The organism is Acinetobacter baretiae (assembly GCF_015627105.1).
In the GTDB taxonomy this organism is placed as follows: domain Bacteria; phylum Pseudomonadota; class Gammaproteobacteria; order Pseudomonadales; family Moraxellaceae; genus Acinetobacter; species Acinetobacter baretiae.
The window spans coordinates 61,055-78,868 of record NZ_VTDM01000008.1 but is presented as its reverse complement, the minus strand read 5'-3'; the positions used below and the strand labels follow the sequence as shown (position 1 = coordinate 78,868).

The window sequence follows — 17,814 nt, the reverse complement described above, 5'->3', positions numbered from 1 at the left end:
AACTATGAATCATCTTGAAGAAAAACTCTGTCAAATTCCAAACTTTCAATACGTTCACGAACACCTGTTTAGCTCAGGGCAACCCTCAGCCGAACAACTTCGTTATATTAAAGAATATGGCATATCAACGGTCATTAATTTAGCTTTAGGTGACTCACCAGACCATCTCACCCACGAAGATCATATTTGCTTAGATTTAGGCTTAAACTATATTCAACTTCCTATTGCATGGGAAACACCTGCACCAGAGCAAGCATTATTTGCACTCGATACCATTGACTTTTTAGTTCAAAATCAAAGTGTGTGGGTACACTGTGCTCAAAATTTACGAGTCAGTGCTTTGGTCTATTTATACCGACAATACTACATGGGTATGGATGTTGCAGAAGCGCAAGCACTGCTCCAACAGGTTTGGGAACTCAATGAAACATGGACAGGACTTGTGCATAACGTGGCCTTACAGCTACAAGGCCGTAAAGCCACGCAAGAACTACAAAATCTATGTAACCCTACAGGTTAGTGACTAATTAGCAAAGATTAATACCGTTGCTGTCGCCAAAATACCCTCTTGGCGACCTGTAAAACCCAATTGCTCAGTTGTTGTTGCCTTCATACCAATTTGTGATACATCTACACCCAAAACATCTGCAATACTTTGGCGCATGGCAAGATTATGCTTAGCCAATTTTGGACGTTCACACGCAACAGTAATATCGGCATTCCCTAAATGATAGCCTTGCTCACCAACCAACTGATAAACTTTTTTGAGTAAAATCCGACTATCTACACCTTTAAAAGCATCATCTGTATCTGGAAAATGTTGCCCAATATCACCAAGTGCTAAAGCACCAAGTAATGCATCGCTTAATGCATGCAAGACGACATCACCATCTGAATGGGCTTTTAAACCTTGTGTATGTGGAATTTTCAATCCTGCTAGGGTGACAAAATCTCCTGCCTCAAACGCATGAACATCTATGCCCTGACCAATTCTTACTTTTCCAACCACAATAAATTTCCTTTAAAGAAAAATGAATTCTTGTATTTCTCAGTGCGATTTCGCTATATTAGCACGAGCATTAGACGATTAAAGTACTCTTACACATGCATCTGGTTTTCAGCTATGTTAAAAAAATAGCCTCAATATTAGCAATGTATTGCCTATGTACTCAAGCATATGCAAGTCGCTCATGTTCAGCACCAAAACTATGTGAAGCTTTTAAGCCACAAAAAGAACAGCTCATGGCCTTATTTCAACAAACCAATTTTGTCAGTAATGCGCCGCGCTCTATTTTACACATCACTCATAGTTTATGGGATAAACGCATTCATTTATGCAAAACACCATCTTGTTTTACAGCGCAATTCAATCAGCGCACGCATGAGCTTAACGAGTTTTCAACACTCAACCAAACTTTGACACAACATTTTATTAAGTATCAAGATGGTAAAATATCTACACAGCAAGTATACCTACAGATTCACCAACTCGAACAAAACAAATTAAAAATTGATGGCTATGCTTATCATTTGCCTCAATTAACACAACAGCATTTTTTAGCTTATAGTCAAAATAGCAATCTAACACGCATTATTAATAATGAAGATGGTTGTGCTTATAACATCAAACTTTACAAAGGGCTATTAAGCCTACACAGCGACCAAAAGACGTGTCGTATTTTTGCTGGAAATTATCGTAGATATGACTAAAGTATCTTGTTTAAAACCATACAATGAGATCATTGAACAACCCATCCAAGTACAAATGATAAAATATAGATTGGCTATGTTTTGATGCTATCAAATATAATCAAAACGACATACAATTCAAAGTTATCAAATACGACTACACAAGGCTTTAGTATTATTAGCTGTATGAACAATTAAATGGTTTCACTATACATAAAAAGTTAGACATTTTCATTAAAGTTCAAAATAGTGCTTTTAACACTAAAATACGACCTGTTAATAATAATACGTATAGATTAAAAATTTCCTCTACTACTTAGTAAAGGACATTTGATTGTAAAACAGACAAATTATTGATCTAATGACATGATAACGTACATGTTTTGCTAGACTCGCTCTTTTTGCCTTGCAGATAACACCAAATTTGCAAAGTTCAAATCTTCAGGATAAGTAATTTTTATATTATCTGCGCGACCTGTTACCACACGTACACTTTCACCCATAGCTTCTAGTGCGCTTGCTTCATCTGTAATGCTACGCTGATGCGTTAAACCTTGCTCTAATGCGTCAATCAAACGCCCTAACTGAGCCATTTGAGGTGTTTGTGCTTGCCATAAATTATCACGAGGCACTGTATGATCAATATTGTTTACTGTGGTTTTTTTTAGAGTATCTCTCACAGGAGTCGCTAAAATCGCACTCGACGAATGTAAGTAAACTTCATTCATCAAATTGATTAAGCTTTCTTTATGCACACATGGACGGGCTGCATCGTGTACTAAAACCCAATCATCTAATGTGGCAATCTCTGATAAATAATACAAAGCATTGAGTACAGAGTTCACACGCTCCGCTCCCCCCACACACAAATGCATTTTTTCTGGTACATTAAATTGAATCTTTTGAATTTCAGTATCATGTTCATGTACTGCAAGTACACAACCCTCTAAAGGCAGTTGAAAAATGGCATCTACACTGTGTTCTAATACTGTTTTATTTTGAATCTTCTGATATTGTTTTAACTGTGTTTTAGAAAATCGATTTCCCGATCCTGCAGCTGGAATGACTGCCCAGATTTTAGTGGAGGCTAGGGCTGTCTTCATCTTCATTGGTTGGGTCTTTACTGTTTGCAGGTGGTGGAATGTACTGTTGTTGCAACTGTGGTGCGCTTAATGTACTCATTTGAATGAATGTTTCATTTGGCTTAATTAAGCCTAAATCAAGGCGAGCATGTTCTTCAACCGCTTCAGCACCATTTTTTAGATCATACACTTCAGCGCCTAAAATTCGATTGCGCTCACGTAATGTTTTATTTGTATCTGCTTGTTGCTCTATTTGTTGCATTAAACGTTGGTGATCATAATAGCCACCGTCTCCGAACCAGTACATATATTGAAAGCCTGCGACTAAAATAGTCGCAAGCCCTAAAATAAATGCACTTGAAAAAGAGTTCATCGTCTCTTTTAAAAAAGTGATCATATTAAATTAGTTCAAACCTTTGAACTCTGCACGGCCACGGTAAACCGCTTTAGTGATTTCTTCAATACGAAGGAGTTGGTTGTATTTTGCAACACGGTCAGAACGCGACAATGAGCCTGTTTTGATTTGCCCTGCAGCTGTACCTACAGCTAAATCTGCAATTGTAGAGTCTTCAGTTTCACCTGAGCGATGTGAAATCACAGTGGTATAACCATTTTGTTTTGCAAGATAAATCGCATCTAACGTTTCTGTTAATGTACCAATTTGATTATATTTAATCAAAATTGAGTTACCCACTTTTTCGTTAATACCACGTTGTAAAATTTTAGGGTTAGTCACAAATAAGTCATCACCGACCAATTGGATTTTATCGCCTAAAATCGATGTTAAGTAAGACCAACCATCCCAATCTGATTCGTCAAGACCATCTTCAATCGAAATAATCGGATATTGGTTCGCAAGACCTGCTAAATAGTCAGCAAATTGATGGCTTGAAAAGGCTTTATTTCCTTCACCAGCAAGAACGTATTGACCATTTGAGTAAAATTCAGAAGCAGCGCAGTCTAATGCAAGCATAATATCAGAGCCTGCTTTGTAGCCAGTTTGCTCAATTGCTTCTAAAATAACTGTAATCGCTTCTTCATTTGAACGTAAGTTCGGTGCAAAACCGCCCTCATCACCCACTGCAGTATTCAAACCTTTTTTCTTGAGTACAGATTTAAGCGCATGAAACGTTTCTGCACCTGCACGTAAACTTTCTGCAAATGATGTAAAACCTACAGGCTCAATCATAAACTCTTGGATATCTACCGTATTGTCTGCATGTGCACCACCGTTGATGATATTCATCATTGGTACAGGCATAGACAATGTGGTTTGACCGCGTAAGTCAGCAATATATTGATACAGTGGAATTTTCTTTTCCTCTGCTGCTGCACGAGCGGCTGCAAGCGATACTGCAAGCGTTGCATTTGCACCGAGTTTTTCTTTGTTTTCAGTACCATCTAAAGCAATCATTGCTTCATCAATGGCTTTTTGCTCAAATACGTTTTGACCTACAAGTAATTTTTTAATTTCAGTATTTACATTATTAACCGCTTGTAAAACACCTTTCCCTAGGTAACGAGACTTGTCGCCATCACGTAATTCTAATGCTTCACGAGAACCTGTTGAAGCCCCTGATGGCGCACAAGCACGACCAACAACACCTGATGCTAAAATGACATCTGCTTCAATAGTGGGATTACCGCGTGAATCTAAAATTTCACGTGCACGAATATCAACGATCTGGCTCATAAAAACTCCTATATTATATGCTAATGCATTCTGTGCATTATTTTGTATCTAGTTTACTAAATCCTTTTACAAGCGTATCTAATTCTTTAGTCTGTGCTAAAAATGGTTCTAACTGAGATAATCTTAATGCACATGGCCCATCACATTTTGCTTGATCTGGGTTTGGATGTGCCTCTAAGAATAATCCGGCAAGTCCTGTTGCCATTCCTGCACGTGCTAAGGTCGCAATTTGTTCACGGCGTCCACCTGCCGAATCAGCTCGCCCACCTGGTTTTTGCAGTGCATGTGTCACGTCAAAAATCACTGGCACATTCATCGCTTTCATGATATCCAAACCTAGCATATCAACAACGAGATTATTGTAACCAAATGAAGAGCCACGCTCGCAAAGAATGACCTTATCATTACCTGCTTCTAAGCATTTTTGCAAGATATGATTCATTTCTTGAGGTGCTAAAAATTGTGCTTTTTTCACATTAATGACTGCATCTGTTTTTGCAATCGCTTCAACAAGATCTGTTTGGCGACTTAAAAATGCAGGAAGCTGTACAATATCAGCCACTTCAGCCACGATTGCTGCTTGGTGTGGTTCGTGTACATCGGTAATAATTGGAATATTTAGTTGCTTTTTTAGCTCACCTAACCACTCCACACCTTTTTCTAAACCCGGCCCACGGTATGAGTGTAAACTTGAACGGTTGGCTTTATCGAAACTGGCCTTAAATACATAGGGAATATCAAGACGCTTACAGATTTCAATATAAGATTCAGCAATTTCGAAAGCTAAATCTTTAGACTCAAGTACATTCATGCCGCCGAATAGTACAAATGGCAAATGATTTGCCACCTGTATATCGCCTAAACGTACAATTTGTTGTGGTTTTAATTGTGACATTTAAACTTCCTAAAATGAGTTTTATGATTGCGCGTTTTGATAATGCTTTTTAGCAGCATCAATAAAACTTGCAAATAACGGATGTCCATCACGTGGTGAGCTTGTAAACTCAGGATGGAACTGCACTGCAACAAACCACGGATGTGCTGGAATCTCTACAGTTTCCACCAAGTGTTGTACAGATGAGTAACCCGATATTTTCAATCCTGCTTCTTCAAGCGGTGCAATAAAACGGTCATTCATTTCATAACGATGACGATGACGTTCTGTGATTTCTGCTTTGCCGTAGATTTCACGTGTTTTTGTACCCGCTACAAGCTCCGATTTTTGTGCACCTAAACGCATAGTGCCACCTAAATCAGATTCTAGATTACGCTGTTGCAACTCACCACGTTCATCTAACCACTCTGTAATTAAACCAATGAGCGGATATTTAGTTGAACGATTAAATTCTGTTGAGCTCGCTTCAGGCATGTTTGCAACATGGCGTGCATACTCAATCACAGCCAACTGCATTCCTAAACAAATGCCTAAAAATGGAATACCTTGCTCACGTGCATAGCGGATTGCCGCCATTTTACCTTCTGTACCACGCTCACCAAAACCACCAGGTACCAAAATCGCATCTGCGGTTGATAAAATCGCAAGATCTTGCGACTCTAAGCTTTCAGCATCTACATAGTCAATTTGGACTTTAACGCGGTTTTGAATACCTGCATGTAACAAGGCTTCATTTACTGACTTATATGCATCAGGGAGTTCAACATATTTACCTACCATAGCAACACGCACCGTGTACTCTGGATTAAATAATGCTTCACATACCTGATCCCAATCTGACAAATCAGCTTTTGGTAAATTATCAAAACCAAAACGCTCGCAAATTAAGTCATCAACCTGTTGTTCAGAAAAATTACGTGGAATTTGATAAATGGTTTTGGCATCTTTACAAACAATGACTGCACGTGCTTGAACATTGGTAAACAAGGCAATTTTACGGGTAGTATCAGCATCTACATCGTGTTCTGTACGACAAATCAAAATATCTGGCTGGATACCAATAGAGAGTAACTCTTTCACAGAATGCTGTGTTGGTTTGGTTTTCAATTCAGCAGCAGAGCTTACATAAGGTAACAGCGTTAAATGCATTAACATACTGTGTTTATGGCCAAGCTCAACCATTAATTGACGCACAGACTCCATAAATGGTAGTGATTCGATGTCACCGACTGTTCCACCAATTTCGACAATCGCAACGTCATAACCTTCGCCTGCACGAAGTACACGTTCTTTAATATTGTCTGTAATGTGTGGAATGACTTGGACTGTGCCACCTAAATAGTCACCACGGCGCTCTTTGTTTAATACATCTTGATAAACACGGCCACTGGTAAAATTGTTCAGCTTGGTCATTTTTGCACGGCGTAAGAAACGCTCGTAGTAACCTAAGTCAAGATCTGTTTCAGCACCATCTTCTGTCACAAAGACTTCACCGTGCTGAAATGGGCTCATTGTTCCTGGATCAACATTAATGTATGGATCCATTTTAACCATGGTCACTTGTAAGCCACGGGCTTCTAACAATGCAGCAACTGAAGCTGCTGAAATACCTTTACCTAATGATGATACAACACCACCAGTAACGAAAATAAAATGGGTCATTCGAGTTCTCGTACAATCAAGCCTAAATTGGCATGCAATGTTGGATAATTTTACTTTACTCTGCCATTTTAAGCAAAGTCATTCAGCATCTATTCACACAACTCTTTATAGTCGCCCATATTATCTACAATAAAATGACATGAAATATAAACTGCCATCATGTCGTGATGCATTTTTTTGTTATAATGGCCAAGTCAACACTTGATTAGAATCTAAAAAATGATGAAGAAAACAATTTTTATTGGCACAGCCATTGCAGCCTGTTTGATCCTAGCGGCTTGCTCTAAAAAAGAACAACATGAAGCACCACCAACAGACAATCAAACAACAAGTGAAAGCCAAACACCTGTCGCTAAAAATCCTGCGTCAGAACCACTACAACCGATGACTACGCCAGCAACACCAGCGTCTGAACCTTTTCAAGGTTTAAGCAAAGATGAAGCATCGAGCATTATGGCAGAACCTGCTGCGGCTAAGCCTGCTGAAAAACCACATCGTAAACACCACACAGAACATCAAGAGAGTACTGAAAAGGTGGCTACAACCGAAGCTAACAACACTGACACCACAACAACACACGTTCATCGTGAAGTCAAAAAGATTCCAAGCACGCCAAGTGCAGATGTAAAAGTAGAAAAAGTTGCTGCGACTGAGACAGTCAAACCGAAAAAAGCAAATGCTCATTTATCAGAAGATGACGCTGTTGCGGCTGCAATGGCGGCTGCAAAACCTGCACTCAAAAACTAAATCTGCACGAAAGTCGTCAAAACGTCCCTGTTTTGGCGACTTTACATGTAATAAAAAACATACAAATCTTACCGCTTAGGTTTGTCCGTTTTGGTTAGAATCTTAATCTGTTGCCCTTCTTTAACCATTTGCATTACAGGATAGCTTCGAGTTTCTTTTACGCCTGGTAATTTCCAGATGACATTACCGGCAATACGACGAAAATCATCCATATTTTTACTGCGCACTTTGACTAAAAAATCAAAACCACCACTAATCATATGGCACTCTATAATTTCAGGATAATTACGAGCAGCTTCAATAAACTCATCTAAAACATTAGGTGTCGTTTTATCAAGCAATATTTCAATAAACACCAAAAACCCTGCATTAAGTTTCTCTGGATTCAAATGCGCGTAGTAGCCTAAAATATAACCATCTGCAACGAGGCGCTGTACCCTTGCCAACACTGCTGTCGGTGATAAGTTTACTGCTTCAGCAAGTTTGGTATTTGATATACGTCCATCTTTTTGCAATAAATCAAGAATTTTAAGATCAATACGATCTAGTGATGCATCTCCATCAGCCATAAAATATTTACCTAAAAAAAAATAAAAATATAGTGAGTTATTCGGCATATTTTTTGCAATGATTAATTTTATAAACCAAAAGTCACTATTCACCGTTCCAAATGCTAGGATGTCATCTTATGAACACACCAGATCACTCTACGTCACCTTGCTCTACAGCGTTCCAAGATATTACACCCCTTCAGGAACACACAATACTACAAAAAAGCATTAATACCCATTGGCGTACTAATGAAAGTGAAAGTGTTACTCAACTCTTGGAATTTACACAAATACCCAATGCGTTGAATCAAAAGATTTACGACCTAGCATATTCATTATCTGAACATTTACGTGAAAAAAGCAAAGCATCAGGTAAAGCAGGCATTGTACAAGGCCTTCTACAAGAGTTTTCACTGTCTTCACAAGAAGGTATTGCACTCATGTGTTTGGCTGAAGCACTACTGCGTATTCCAGATGCAGCCACTCGAGATCGCTTAATCAAAGATAAAATTAACCAAGGTAACTGGAAAGAACATGTCGGTCAAAGCAGCTTAATCTTTGTTAATGCTGCTGCTTGGGGTCTTATGCTCACAGGCAAACTTATGGCTACGCCTACACGTAAAAGCATGAGTAGCACACTCACAGGAATTTTGGCACGTAGTGGTCAGGGCATTATTCGTAAAGCTGTTGATGTAGCTATGCGAATGATGGGTGAGCAATTTGTTACAGGCGAAACCATTCAAGAGGCTTTAGAAAAATCTAAACCAATGCAAAATGCAGGTTTTTTATACTCTTATGACATGCTTGGTGAGGCAGCACTCACCGAACACGATGCAAAGCGCTATATGCAAGATTACGAACAAGCCATTCATGCCATTGGTCAATCTGCACAAAAAAAAGGGGTTTATGCCAGTGCGGGCATATCTATTAAGCTATCTGCCCTACACCCACGCTACCAACGTGCACAAGTAGATCGCGTACATCGTGAGCTTTATCCTCGTATTGTCGAATTAGCATTGCTTGCAAAACAATATGATATTGGCTTAAACATAGATGCAGAAGAAAGTGAACGCCTTGAACTGTCTTTAGAATTACTTGAACGTTTATGTTTTGAGCCTGAACTTGCAGGATGGAATGGTATTGGTTTTGTGATTCAAGCCTATCAAAAACGCTGTTTCTTTTTAATAGACTATATTGTAGATTTGGCGAAACGCAGTGAAAAACGCCTAATGATTCGCTTAGTGAAAGGTGCATACTGGGACAGTGAAATTAAAAAAGCACAAGTCGATGGTATGGAAGACTACCCCGTGTTTACACGTAAGGTACATACAGATCTTTCTTATTTGGCTTGTGCAAAAAAATTATTGGCCGAACCTGAAGCAATTTACCCACAATTTGCCACACACAATGCTCAAACCTTAGCAACCATTTATCATCTCGCCAACCCTGAGCAATACTACCCAACACAATACGAATTTCAATGCTTACACGGTATGGGAGAACCCCTATACAAACAAGTGGTAACTTCGCTTGGCATACCTTGCCGTATTTATGCACCTGTGGGCAATCATGAAACACTACTTGCTTATTTGGTGCGAAGATTGCTTGAAAATGGTGCAAACACATCTTTTGTCAATCGTATCTCAGACAAGTCTGTAAAAATTGATGAGCTTATTCAATCTCCAATTCAAGATATTCAAACCGCTGCCAGTAAAGAGCATGTTGTTGGTGCAAAACATCCATCCATTAGCTTACCTAAAGATTTGTATAGCTTAGGTCGAATCAATTCATCTGGCTTTGATTTAAATGACGATAGCTGTTTAGCTGAGTTAAATAAAATCGCTCAAAATTTACATCAGCAACAATGGCAAGCCACTCCACTCATTGCAGATCAAGATGCAACACAATATACAACCCCTGCACAACCTGTTCTCAATCCAGCACAACATCAAGATATTGTAGGACATGTAATTGAGGCCAATACACAAGATGTCCATTTAGCCTTAGAAAAAGCGCAAACCATACAACCAACATGGGCAGCGACCTCACCTGCTGAACGGGCCAACTATTTGGAATCGGCAGCAGATGCAATGCAAAGCCAACTGCTTGAGCTTATGGTATTACTATGCCGTGAAAGTGGTAAAACATATGCCAATGCCATTGCAGAAGTGAGAGAGGCGATTGACTTTTTACGGTATTATGCAAAACAAGCGCATACGTTTGACGAAAAAATTAAACCGCTTGGTAACGTACTTTGTATTAGTCCTTGGAACTTTCCATTGGCTATTTTTACAGGGCAAATTGCAGCAGCTTTAGTGGCTGGAAATTGTGTACTTGCAAAACCTGCTGAACAAACACCATTGGTTGCTTATCAAGCAGTTAAAATGTTACATCACGCTGGTATACCAACGGCTGCTTTACAGTTTTTACCAGGAGACGGTGCAAGTGTAGGGGCTGCTTTAAGTGCAGATGAACGTATTCATGGCATTATGTTTACTGGCTCAACTGAAGTCGCTAAAATTTTACAAAAAACCACATCTAAACGCCTTACCCCTGAAGGCAACCCTGTTACGCTCATTGCTGAAACAGGTGGACAAAATGCAATGATTGTAGATTCATCTGCACTCACAGAACAAGTTGTGCTCGATGTCGTCAGTTCAGCATTTGACAGTGCAGGTCAGCGTTGCTCTGCCCTACGTATTTTATGTCTACAAAAAGACTGTGCAAACTCTATCCAAACCATGCTTAAAGGTGCAATGCAACAATTACGTTTAGGTAATCCACGCTTTTTACATACTGATATTGGACCTGTCATTGATGCTGAAGCTCAAGAAACCATTCAACGTCATATTGAAAAAATGAAAAGCAAAGGTTATCCCGTTCATCAATATACTTTTGACGATGTAGATACTCAAAATGCATCAAAAGAAGGGACGTTTATACCACCTACTGTCATTGAACTTCCTAATCTTGATGATCTAGAACGAGAAGTATTTGGCCCTGTACTTCACATTATTACCTATCAGCAAAATGAATTACCACAACTCATTCAGCGCATTAATGATAAAGGCTATGGCTTAACGATGGGTGTACATACCCGCATTGATGACACCATACAACAAGTCATTAATCATTCAAATGTAGGTAACTTATACGTTAACCGCAACATTGTTGGTGCAGTTGTTGGCGTACAACCTTTTGGTGGTGAAGGACTATCTGGTACAGGACCAAAAGCAGGTGGCCCACTTTATTTACATCGCCTCGCACAAGCTCATACATTTAATGCCACCACACCATTTGCGGTTAAACAAGAGCTACATCATCAATCTAAACCAGATTTTGAAGCTTTACATGCATTTAAAGCTTGGGCAAAAACGACCTTCCCTGCCTTACAGGTCGTAGATATTCAACCATTTATGGTGGGTACAACCTATGAATTACAAGGCCCAACAGGTGAAAGTAATCAATACACCATGCAACCGCGCCAATATATTGCAAGTATTGCAAATAATGAGCAAGATTACATTACTCAACTACTTGCTATTTTTGCAGTCAATGCGCAGGCAGTGATTGCAAAAGATGCGTCGTTTATTCAAACGCACTTTGCTCATTTACCTCACTCAGTAAAGTCAAAAATTAAATTGGTTTCAGACATCAATACAGCCGCGTTTGATGCCGTATTACATCATGGAGAAACTGATGAGCTTTCTGCATTACAACAACACATTGCTACGCAAGATGGTGCGATCGTTTCAATTCATCATCAGCCGACGCATAGTTTACACGTTGCCATAGAACGACTTGTGATTGAACATGCTGTCAGCATCAATACAACTGCAGCAGGTGGTAATGCAAGCCTAATGACTATGGCTTAACATTCTTTAACTTTCTACTACGCCATTTTCAGCACTAGGCTAAAATGGCGTAGTTTGTTAACATTGCCGCTCCTATTTTTAGCGTGTGGCCAACCAACCTATGACATCTGCATACCAACAACAGTTGCAAGCAAAAGTTGAACGCATTAGTGCTCAATTTCAAACGTTTCAACCACCACACCTTGAAGTGTTTGAGTCGCCTGAAACCAATTTTCGTATGCGTGCAGAATTTCGTATTTGGCATACAGAAAATGACTTTTTTTATGCCATGTTTGAACGTGATGATACTGGTAAAAATAAAAAAGCTGTCCGTGTTGACCAATTACCGATTGCTTCAACTGACATCAATATATTGATGCCGATTCTCCTTCAAGAACTGAAACAAGAAAAAGCCTTACATCACCGTTTATTTGAGATCGACTTTCTTGGAAGTTTGAGCGGTGAAATGTTAGTCACGCTCATTTATCATCATAAATTAGATGAACAGTGGCAACAATTGGCACACACATTAGCAAAAAAATTAAATATAAAAATTATTGGTCGTAGTCGGGGTCAAAAATTAATTTTAAGTGATGATTTTGTTGTAGAGAAAATTGAAGTCGATCAAAAAATATTTCAATACAAACAAATTGAAAATGGCTTCACACAGCCCAACGCCATTATTTGTCAAAAAATGTTGCAATGGGCATCTGATGTTGCAAATACTTGTTCGGGCGACTTACTTGAACTTTACTGTGGTAATGGCAATTTCACTTTGCCTCTTGCTCAAAAATTTCCCAAAGTTCTTGCTACCGAATTGGCTAAATCATCTGTTTATGCTGCCGAATGGAATATTCAAACCAATCGCATCAACAATATCGCAATTGCTCGTTTAGCCGCTGAAGAATTCACCCAAGCTTACACAGGTGAACGTACATTTAGACGCTTACAAGAAGCCAATATTGAACTTTCAGACTACGATTTTGGCACTATTTTTGTAGATCCACCTCGTGCCGGCATTGACACCAAAACCCTGCAATTAATGCAAAATTTTCATCACATCATTTATATTTCATGTAATCCAGACACTTTAGCAGAGAACTTGCAAACACTATGTCAAACACATCGTATTGTACGCTTTGCATTGTTTGATCAGTTCCCTTATACCCATCATGTAGAAAGTGGTATTTTACTAGAAAAACGTTAAATTGTTGTCTTGTGGTGGTTAAGAAAACCACCACACACGATCTACTTTACCAATCAAAATAAAATATCAATTCAAAAAAACTTTTAAAAAACAATATGTTTACATAAATAAAAAGTCAAAATGTTTCAAAATATTAAAAAAATATCTTTCTAAATTTATAAGTAATTCAATATGTTCTATCATCTAACAAATCAACTTGAAATCAAATCAAAATTTATATACACATGTACTCAAATACTCGTGTCTTGAATTTTTTATTTTTTGATTTATATTTCGACATATCTTTGTTAAAGGTCACAGCTCCTATGAGTATTTGGCAAAAACTATTTCTCCCTAAAAATATTGTAAATGGTGGCAAAAACAACATTGCATGCGTCGAAAATGACTGCGCGTGTAAAAGCAATGAGGAACTGTTACAAGCACTACAAGCCACTCATGATGAAGGCGTGGCAATAGGAATTAAACGCGTACTCATGTCACGCGGATTTAGTAAAAGAGAACTAAATACCTTACAACACAGCATTCACTGATCTATAGCCTCGTAGATCTATGCACCAATCAACAAACTAACGTTTATAAGCTGACATATTTTCGATACAATGGCGTCTCAATTTAGCAAAATTAGGTTATTTCAGTGAAGTGGTTACAAATTCATATAACTGTTGATCAAGCTCAAGTCGAGATGACAGAGTCACTACTTCTGTCTCTAGGCGCTGTCAGCGTGACGCTTGACGATGCAGAAGATCAAGCACTCCTTGAACCACTTCCTGGAGAAACCCCGCTGTGGAACAAAGTCATTGTCACGGGTATCTATCAGCAAGATGAAACAGCACCGATGAATGCAGATGCTCTCATCTCGTTCTTAGAAACACAATTGGCTACAGGTACACCTATTTGTCATGACATACTCGAAGACCAAGTGTGGGAACGAGCATGGATGGACTATTACGAACCCATTCAAATCACAGACCACTTTTGGATTGTTCCAGAATGGTTAGAACCACCTGATCCAAAGGCTGTTAACCTCAAATTAGACCCAGGTCTTGCATTTGGTACAGGAAATCATGCCAGCACTTTTTTGTGCTTACAATGGTTAGGTAAAACAGATCTGAAAGGCAAAACAGTCATTGACTACGGCTGTGGTTCTGGAATTTTAGGTGTTGCTGCACTTCTACTCGGTGCAAAAAAAGTCTATGCAACAGACATTGACCCTCAAGCCGTACTTGCCACACAACAAAATGCTGTACTAAACAATGTATCAGAAGGGCTATTTGTTGATTTACCCGAGGTATTTAATCAACAATTTACCACTCAACGCGCAGATGTTTTGGTTGCCAATATTTTAGCAGGGCCTCTAATGGCTTTGGCACCAGAATTTAGCCGATTAACTCAACCACATGCCGAATTTGCACTTGCAGGTGTTATCGAAGAACAACTTGAAGACGTCTGCAATGCTTATACTCCTTTATTTGAAGTCATAGAAATTCAAAAACGAGATGAATGTTGGTGTCGTATTTCAGGAAAACGTTTAGCTTAACCCCATCAGATGCTCTCGATTACTAGTATTTGCCCAAGTTGTAAAACCAGATACCGCGTATCTGTTTTACAACTACGCATTGCTCAGGGCAATGTAAACTGCTTTAAGTGCGCAAAAAATTTTAATGCATACCACTGCATATCTGATCAATACAAACCAAAGCGTACACCACAGACCACAGATCTTCACTTAGATAATCTTCCACAGCATAACGACCATCCTACATTAGAGATTTTTAATCATAAAAGTAATGCGTCAAATATTAGCTTACAAACTTATCTCAATAACACGTCTTACACACCATCAGAATCTCTCACTCAAAAAAGACAATACCCAATCAAGATATCTCCATTTAAAGGACTTTATCGCCCGAAAAAATTCTCTTTTTCAATGTTTATGATCAGCATCATCAGTGTATTATTTTTAGGATTATCTATTTTAATTGCTTTGGCCTACAGCCTAATTGGCATCGGTTAAAACCCTTAAAACCGAAATAATCTTAAAAAATAAAACACACAAAATATTCACCTTGTAAATAAAAGCCGCTTCAAAATCCTTTTAAGCAATTAAAAATACAATTCAATTCAAAAAAACGATTAAAAAACACAAAAAAACTGACTCAAATTTACTCACTTTATTTTGCACAATGTTATTATGTGCGCCAAGAAAGCTTAGCCAAACAAACGCCTCGTCTTACCCCATTAAGAAAAAATTAAGCTCATGTGCACTATTCAATATTGCGCATACAGCTATTTTTTGTTTTTGATTAATGGCTGTAACAATTCTTAAATATTTGTTACGGTTATTTTTCAACCAAAGCGAGAAAAATGTGGCAAGCTATACTCGTTTTCTAGATATCTCATTTTATAAATGAGTCTATATCTACCTTTTAAATATAAAACCATCGCCATTTTTTGGTCGGGTTTGGATTGATTTCGGATTAAAACGCATGAATAGCAAATCTCCTATTTTTACTGCACAGTCTGATGTTGCGCTTCGTATCCACGTGGATCGCGCAGTTCGTCACTATTTTGCATCTTTGCAAGGTGAGCAACCATCGCAAGTTTACGACATGGTGCTAGCAGAAATGGAGAAACCTCTTTTGTCTGTAGTACTTGAATACACCCGTGGCAATCAAACACGTGCAGCCGAAATTCTAGGCTTAAACCGTGGTACGCTACGTAAAAAGTTGAAAGCTCACGGATTAATGAGTGAATAAATGATAAAATGCTCACGTCTTCGTGGGCATTTTTTTTGCCTTTTGTTTTCCAACTTCAAAGACTAAATACATCATGACTATTAAACGTGCTCTAATCTCTGTTTCTGATAAAACAGGTATTGTTGAATTTGCGCAGAATCTTTCTGATCTCGGAGTAGAGATTTTATCTACTGGCGGAACGTATAAACTCCTTAAAGAAAATAATATTTCAGTAATCGAAGTTTCAGAACATACTGGCTTCCCTGAAATGATGGATGGCCGTGTAAAAACACTTCATCCTAAAATTCATGGTGGTATTCTTGCTCGCCGTGGTATTGATGAAGATGTCATGCATGCACATGATATCGCAGCAATAGATCTAGTGGTTGTAAACCTTTACCCATTTGCAGCAACTGTTGCTAAACCAAACTGTAGTTTGGCAGATGCCATTGAAAATATTGATATCGGTGGCCCAACCATGGTGCGTGCAGCCGCTAAAAACCATGCGTCAGTCGGTATTGTGGTCAATGCATCAGACTATATCACTGTTATTCATGAATTAAAAACAGCAAAAACACTTTCTCAAGCTACACGTTTTGACCTCGCAGTTAAAGCATTTGAACATACTGCCCAATACGACGGTATGATTGCCTCTTATTTAGGTGCACGTGTTGGTCATACAGATGGCTCAGCAGATACGTTTGCTCGTACATTCAATACACAATTACAAAAAGCACAAGACCTACGCTATGGGGAAAACCCACACCAATCTGCTGCTTTTTATGTCGAAGCAAATGCTACAGAAGCATCAGTTTCAACAGCAAAACAATTACAAGGTAAAGCTTTATCTTATAACAATATTGCAGACACAGATGCAGCCCTTGAATGTGTAAAATCATTCGAAAAACCCGCATGTGTGATTGTAAAACACGCAAACCCTTGTGGCGTTGCTGTATCTTTAGATGGCATACAAACTGCTTATGATCTAGCGTATGCAACAGATACCGAGTCCGCTTTTGGTGGTATTATTGCATTTAACCGCGAATTAGATGTAGTAACAGCTCAGGCCATTGTTTCACGTCAATTTGTTGAAGTCATCATTGCACCAAGCATTGCAGATGGCGTGTTAGAGATCACTGCAACTAAGAAAAATGTCCGAGTACTGACCTGTGGTGAGTTACCAAACCTTGAAAACCGAGCTACGCAACTCGACTACAAACGTGTAAATGGCGGTTTATTGGTTCAAGACCAAGACTTAGGTATGATTAAAGCAAGCGATCTTAAAGTGGTGACCAAACGCGCACCAACAGATGCTGAAATCAATGACTTAATTTTTGCATGGAAAGTTGCAAAATACGTAAAATCAAACGCGATTGTTTATGCAAAAAATCGCCAAACTGTGGGTGTGGGTGCAGGTCAAATGAGCCGTGTAAACTCAGCACGTATTGCAGGGATTAAAGCAGAACATGCAGGCCTTGTTGTTGAAGGCGCTGTCATGGCATCAGATGCATTTTTCCCATTCCGTGACGGCATAGATAATGCAGCAAAAGCAGGCATTAAATGCATTATTCAACCGGGCGGTTCAATGCGTGATGAAGAAGTCATTGCTGCAGCAGATGAAGCTGGCATTGCTATGGTCTTTACAGGCATGCGCCACTTCCGTCACTAAGAACCCCTTACGGTATGCTTGGCATGTTAA

General features: G+C 38.9%; 17 protein-coding genes. 10 read left to right on the top strand and 7 right to left on the bottom strand.

The window, feature by feature from the left end; translation table 11 throughout:
- Window positions 1–4 precede the first annotated feature (4 nt).
- Window positions 5–520, top strand: coding sequence for a protein tyrosine phosphatase family protein (locus tag I2F17_RS03835; RefSeq protein WP_196422666.1), 516 nt, complete (start codon window positions 5–7; stop codon window positions 518–520).
- A gap of 3 nt (window positions 521–523) precedes the next feature.
- On the opposite strand, the gene ispF is transcribed toward I2F17_RS03835, so the two are convergent.
- Window positions 524–1,009: a 2-C-methyl-D-erythritol 2,4-cyclodiphosphate synthase gene (ispF, locus tag I2F17_RS03830; RefSeq protein ID WP_196422665.1), complete on the bottom strand. Its 486-nt coding sequence runs from the start codon at window positions 1,007–1,009 to the stop codon at window positions 524–526.
- 95 nt (window positions 1,010–1,104) lie between these two features.
- On the opposite strand from ispF, the gene I2F17_RS03825 reads away from it, so the two are divergent.
- The gene (locus I2F17_RS03825; RefSeq protein ID WP_456236997.1) at window positions 1,105–1,710 is read left to right on the top strand and encodes an A1S_1983 family putative colistin resistance protein; all 606 of its coding nucleotides are present in this window, start codon (window positions 1,105–1,107) and stop codon (window positions 1,708–1,710) included.
- 365 nt (window positions 1,711–2,075) lie between these two features.
- Here the strand turns inward: I2F17_RS03825 and ispD are convergent, their stop codons facing one another.
- From ispD to I2F17_RS03800, 5 genes are read right to left on the bottom strand one after another with little or no spacing between them, the layout of a single operon-like run.
- The gene (gene ispD, locus I2F17_RS03820; RefSeq protein ID WP_211139144.1) at window positions 2,076–2,792 is read right to left on the bottom strand and encodes a 2-C-methyl-D-erythritol 4-phosphate cytidylyltransferase; all 717 of its coding nucleotides are present in this window, start codon (window positions 2,790–2,792) and stop codon (window positions 2,076–2,078) included.
- Window positions 2,767–3,144, bottom strand: a complete 378-nt coding sequence (locus I2F17_RS03815; RefSeq protein ID WP_235985072.1) for a septum formation initiator family protein — start codon at window positions 3,142–3,144, stop codon at window positions 2,767–2,769. Before I2F17_RS03815 ends, ispD begins: the two co-directional genes overlap by 26 nt.
- Before the next feature lie 30 nt (window positions 3,145–3,174).
- Entirely contained in the window at window positions 3,175–4,464 is a 1,290-nt protein-coding gene (eno, locus tag I2F17_RS03810; RefSeq protein WP_196422662.1) for a phosphopyruvate hydratase, read from the bottom strand.
- A 37-nt stretch (window positions 4,465–4,501) separates the two neighbouring features.
- Window positions 4,502–5,359 (bottom strand): 3-deoxy-8-phosphooctulonate synthase, encoded by an 858-nt coding sequence (kdsA, locus tag I2F17_RS03805; RefSeq protein WP_196422661.1) that lies wholly within the window; start codon window positions 5,357–5,359, stop codon window positions 4,502–4,504.
- 21 nt (window positions 5,360–5,380) lie between these two features.
- On the bottom strand, window positions 5,381–7,021 hold the full coding sequence (locus I2F17_RS03800; protein ID WP_211139123.1) for a CTP synthase: 1,641 nt from the start codon (window positions 7,019–7,021) through the stop codon (window positions 5,381–5,383).
- A gap of 219 nt (window positions 7,022–7,240) precedes the next feature.
- Here I2F17_RS03800 and I2F17_RS03795 point away from each other — a divergent pair, with 219 nt between their 5' ends.
- On the top strand, window positions 7,241–7,768 hold the full coding sequence (locus tag I2F17_RS03795) for a hypothetical protein (protein WP_211139122.1): 528 nt from the start codon (window positions 7,241–7,243) through the stop codon (window positions 7,766–7,768).
- Between the two features lie 68 nt (window positions 7,769–7,836).
- Here the strand turns inward: I2F17_RS03795 and I2F17_RS03790 are convergent, their stop codons facing one another.
- Entirely contained in the window at window positions 7,837–8,337 is a 501-nt protein-coding gene (locus I2F17_RS03790) for an Lrp/AsnC family transcriptional regulator (protein WP_196422658.1), read from the bottom strand.
- A 119-nt stretch (window positions 8,338–8,456) separates the two neighbouring features.
- On the opposite strand from I2F17_RS03790, the gene putA reads away from it, so the two are divergent.
- The 7 genes from putA (at window position 8,457) to purH (ending at window position 17,784) form a co-directional block, all read left to right on the top strand.
- Window positions 8,457–12,194, top strand: a complete 3,738-nt coding sequence (gene putA / locus I2F17_RS03785; protein WP_211139121.1) for a trifunctional transcriptional regulator/proline dehydrogenase/L-glutamate gamma-semialdehyde dehydrogenase — start codon at window positions 8,457–8,459, stop codon at window positions 12,192–12,194.
- 100 nt (window positions 12,195–12,294) lie between these two features.
- The gene (gene trmA / locus I2F17_RS03780) at window positions 12,295–13,380 is read left to right on the top strand and encodes a tRNA (uridine(54)-C5)-methyltransferase TrmA (RefSeq protein WP_196422656.1); all 1,086 of its coding nucleotides are present in this window, start codon (window positions 12,295–12,297) and stop codon (window positions 13,378–13,380) included.
- 305 nt (window positions 13,381–13,685) lie between these two features.
- Window positions 13,686–13,910, top strand: coding sequence for a hypothetical protein (locus I2F17_RS03775; protein WP_196422655.1), 225 nt, complete (start codon window positions 13,686–13,688; stop codon window positions 13,908–13,910).
- Between the two features lie 104 nt (window positions 13,911–14,014).
- Complete coding sequence (prmA, locus tag I2F17_RS03770; RefSeq protein ID WP_211139120.1) at window positions 14,015–14,917, top strand: 50S ribosomal protein L11 methyltransferase; 903 nt, start codon at window positions 14,015–14,017, stop codon at window positions 14,915–14,917.
- A gap of 9 nt (window positions 14,918–14,926) precedes the next feature.
- On the top strand, window positions 14,927–15,394 hold the full coding sequence (locus tag I2F17_RS03765; protein ID WP_196422653.1) for an MJ0042-type zinc finger domain-containing protein: 468 nt from the start codon (window positions 14,927–14,929) through the stop codon (window positions 15,392–15,394).
- Between the two features lie 472 nt (window positions 15,395–15,866).
- Window positions 15,867–16,136, top strand: a complete 270-nt coding sequence (fis, locus tag I2F17_RS03760) for a DNA-binding transcriptional regulator Fis (protein ID WP_005014868.1) — start codon at window positions 15,867–15,869, stop codon at window positions 16,134–16,136.
- A 73-nt stretch (window positions 16,137–16,209) separates the two neighbouring features.
- Window positions 16,210–17,784, top strand: a complete 1,575-nt coding sequence (gene purH, locus I2F17_RS03755) for a bifunctional phosphoribosylaminoimidazolecarboxamide formyltransferase/IMP cyclohydrolase (RefSeq protein ID WP_211139119.1) — start codon at window positions 16,210–16,212, stop codon at window positions 17,782–17,784.
- Window positions 17,785–17,814: the final 30 nt, after the last annotated feature.

Coding starts and splice junctions, on each gene's coding strand:
- I2F17_RS03835 (WP_196422666.1), top strand. CDS start 5: ATGAATCATCTTGAAGAAAAACTCTGTCAAATTCCAAACTTTCAATAC.
- I2F17_RS03815 (WP_235985072.1), bottom strand. CDS start 3,144: ATGAACTCTTTTTCAAGTGCATTTATTTTAGGGCTTGCGACTATTTTA.
- putA (WP_211139121.1), top strand. CDS start 8,457: ATGAACACACCAGATCACTCTACGTCACCTTGCTCTACAGCGTTCCAA.
- I2F17_RS03825 (WP_456236997.1), top strand. CDS start 1,105: ATGCATCTGGTTTTCAGCTATGTTAAAAAAATAGCCTCAATATTAGCA.
- I2F17_RS03795 (WP_211139122.1), top strand. CDS start 7,241: ATGATGAAGAAAACAATTTTTATTGGCACAGCCATTGCAGCCTGTTTG.
- I2F17_RS03800 (WP_211139123.1), bottom strand. CDS start 7,021: ATGACCCATTTTATTTTCGTTACTGGTGGTGTTGTATCATCATTAGGT.
- kdsA (WP_196422661.1), bottom strand. CDS start 5,359: ATGTCACAATTAAAACCACAACAAATTGTACGTTTAGGCGATATACAG.
- trmA (WP_196422656.1), top strand. CDS start 12,295: ATGACATCTGCATACCAACAACAGTTGCAAGCAAAAGTTGAACGCATT.
- I2F17_RS03775 (WP_196422655.1), top strand. CDS start 13,686: ATGAGTATTTGGCAAAAACTATTTCTCCCTAAAAATATTGTAAATGGT.
- eno (WP_196422662.1), bottom strand. CDS start 4,464: ATGAGCCAGATCGTTGATATTCGTGCACGTGAAATTTTAGATTCACGC.
- fis (WP_005014868.1), top strand. CDS start 15,867: ATGAATAGCAAATCTCCTATTTTTACTGCACAGTCTGATGTTGCGCTT.
- I2F17_RS03765 (WP_196422653.1), top strand. CDS start 14,927: ATGCTCTCGATTACTAGTATTTGCCCAAGTTGTAAAACCAGATACCGC.
- I2F17_RS03790 (WP_196422658.1), bottom strand. CDS start 8,337: ATGGCTGATGGAGATGCATCACTAGATCGTATTGATCTTAAAATTCTT.
- purH (WP_211139119.1), top strand. CDS start 16,210: ATGACTATTAAACGTGCTCTAATCTCTGTTTCTGATAAAACAGGTATT.
- ispD (WP_211139144.1), bottom strand. CDS start 2,792: ATGAAGACAGCCCTAGCCTCCACTAAAATCTGGGCAGTCATTCCAGCT.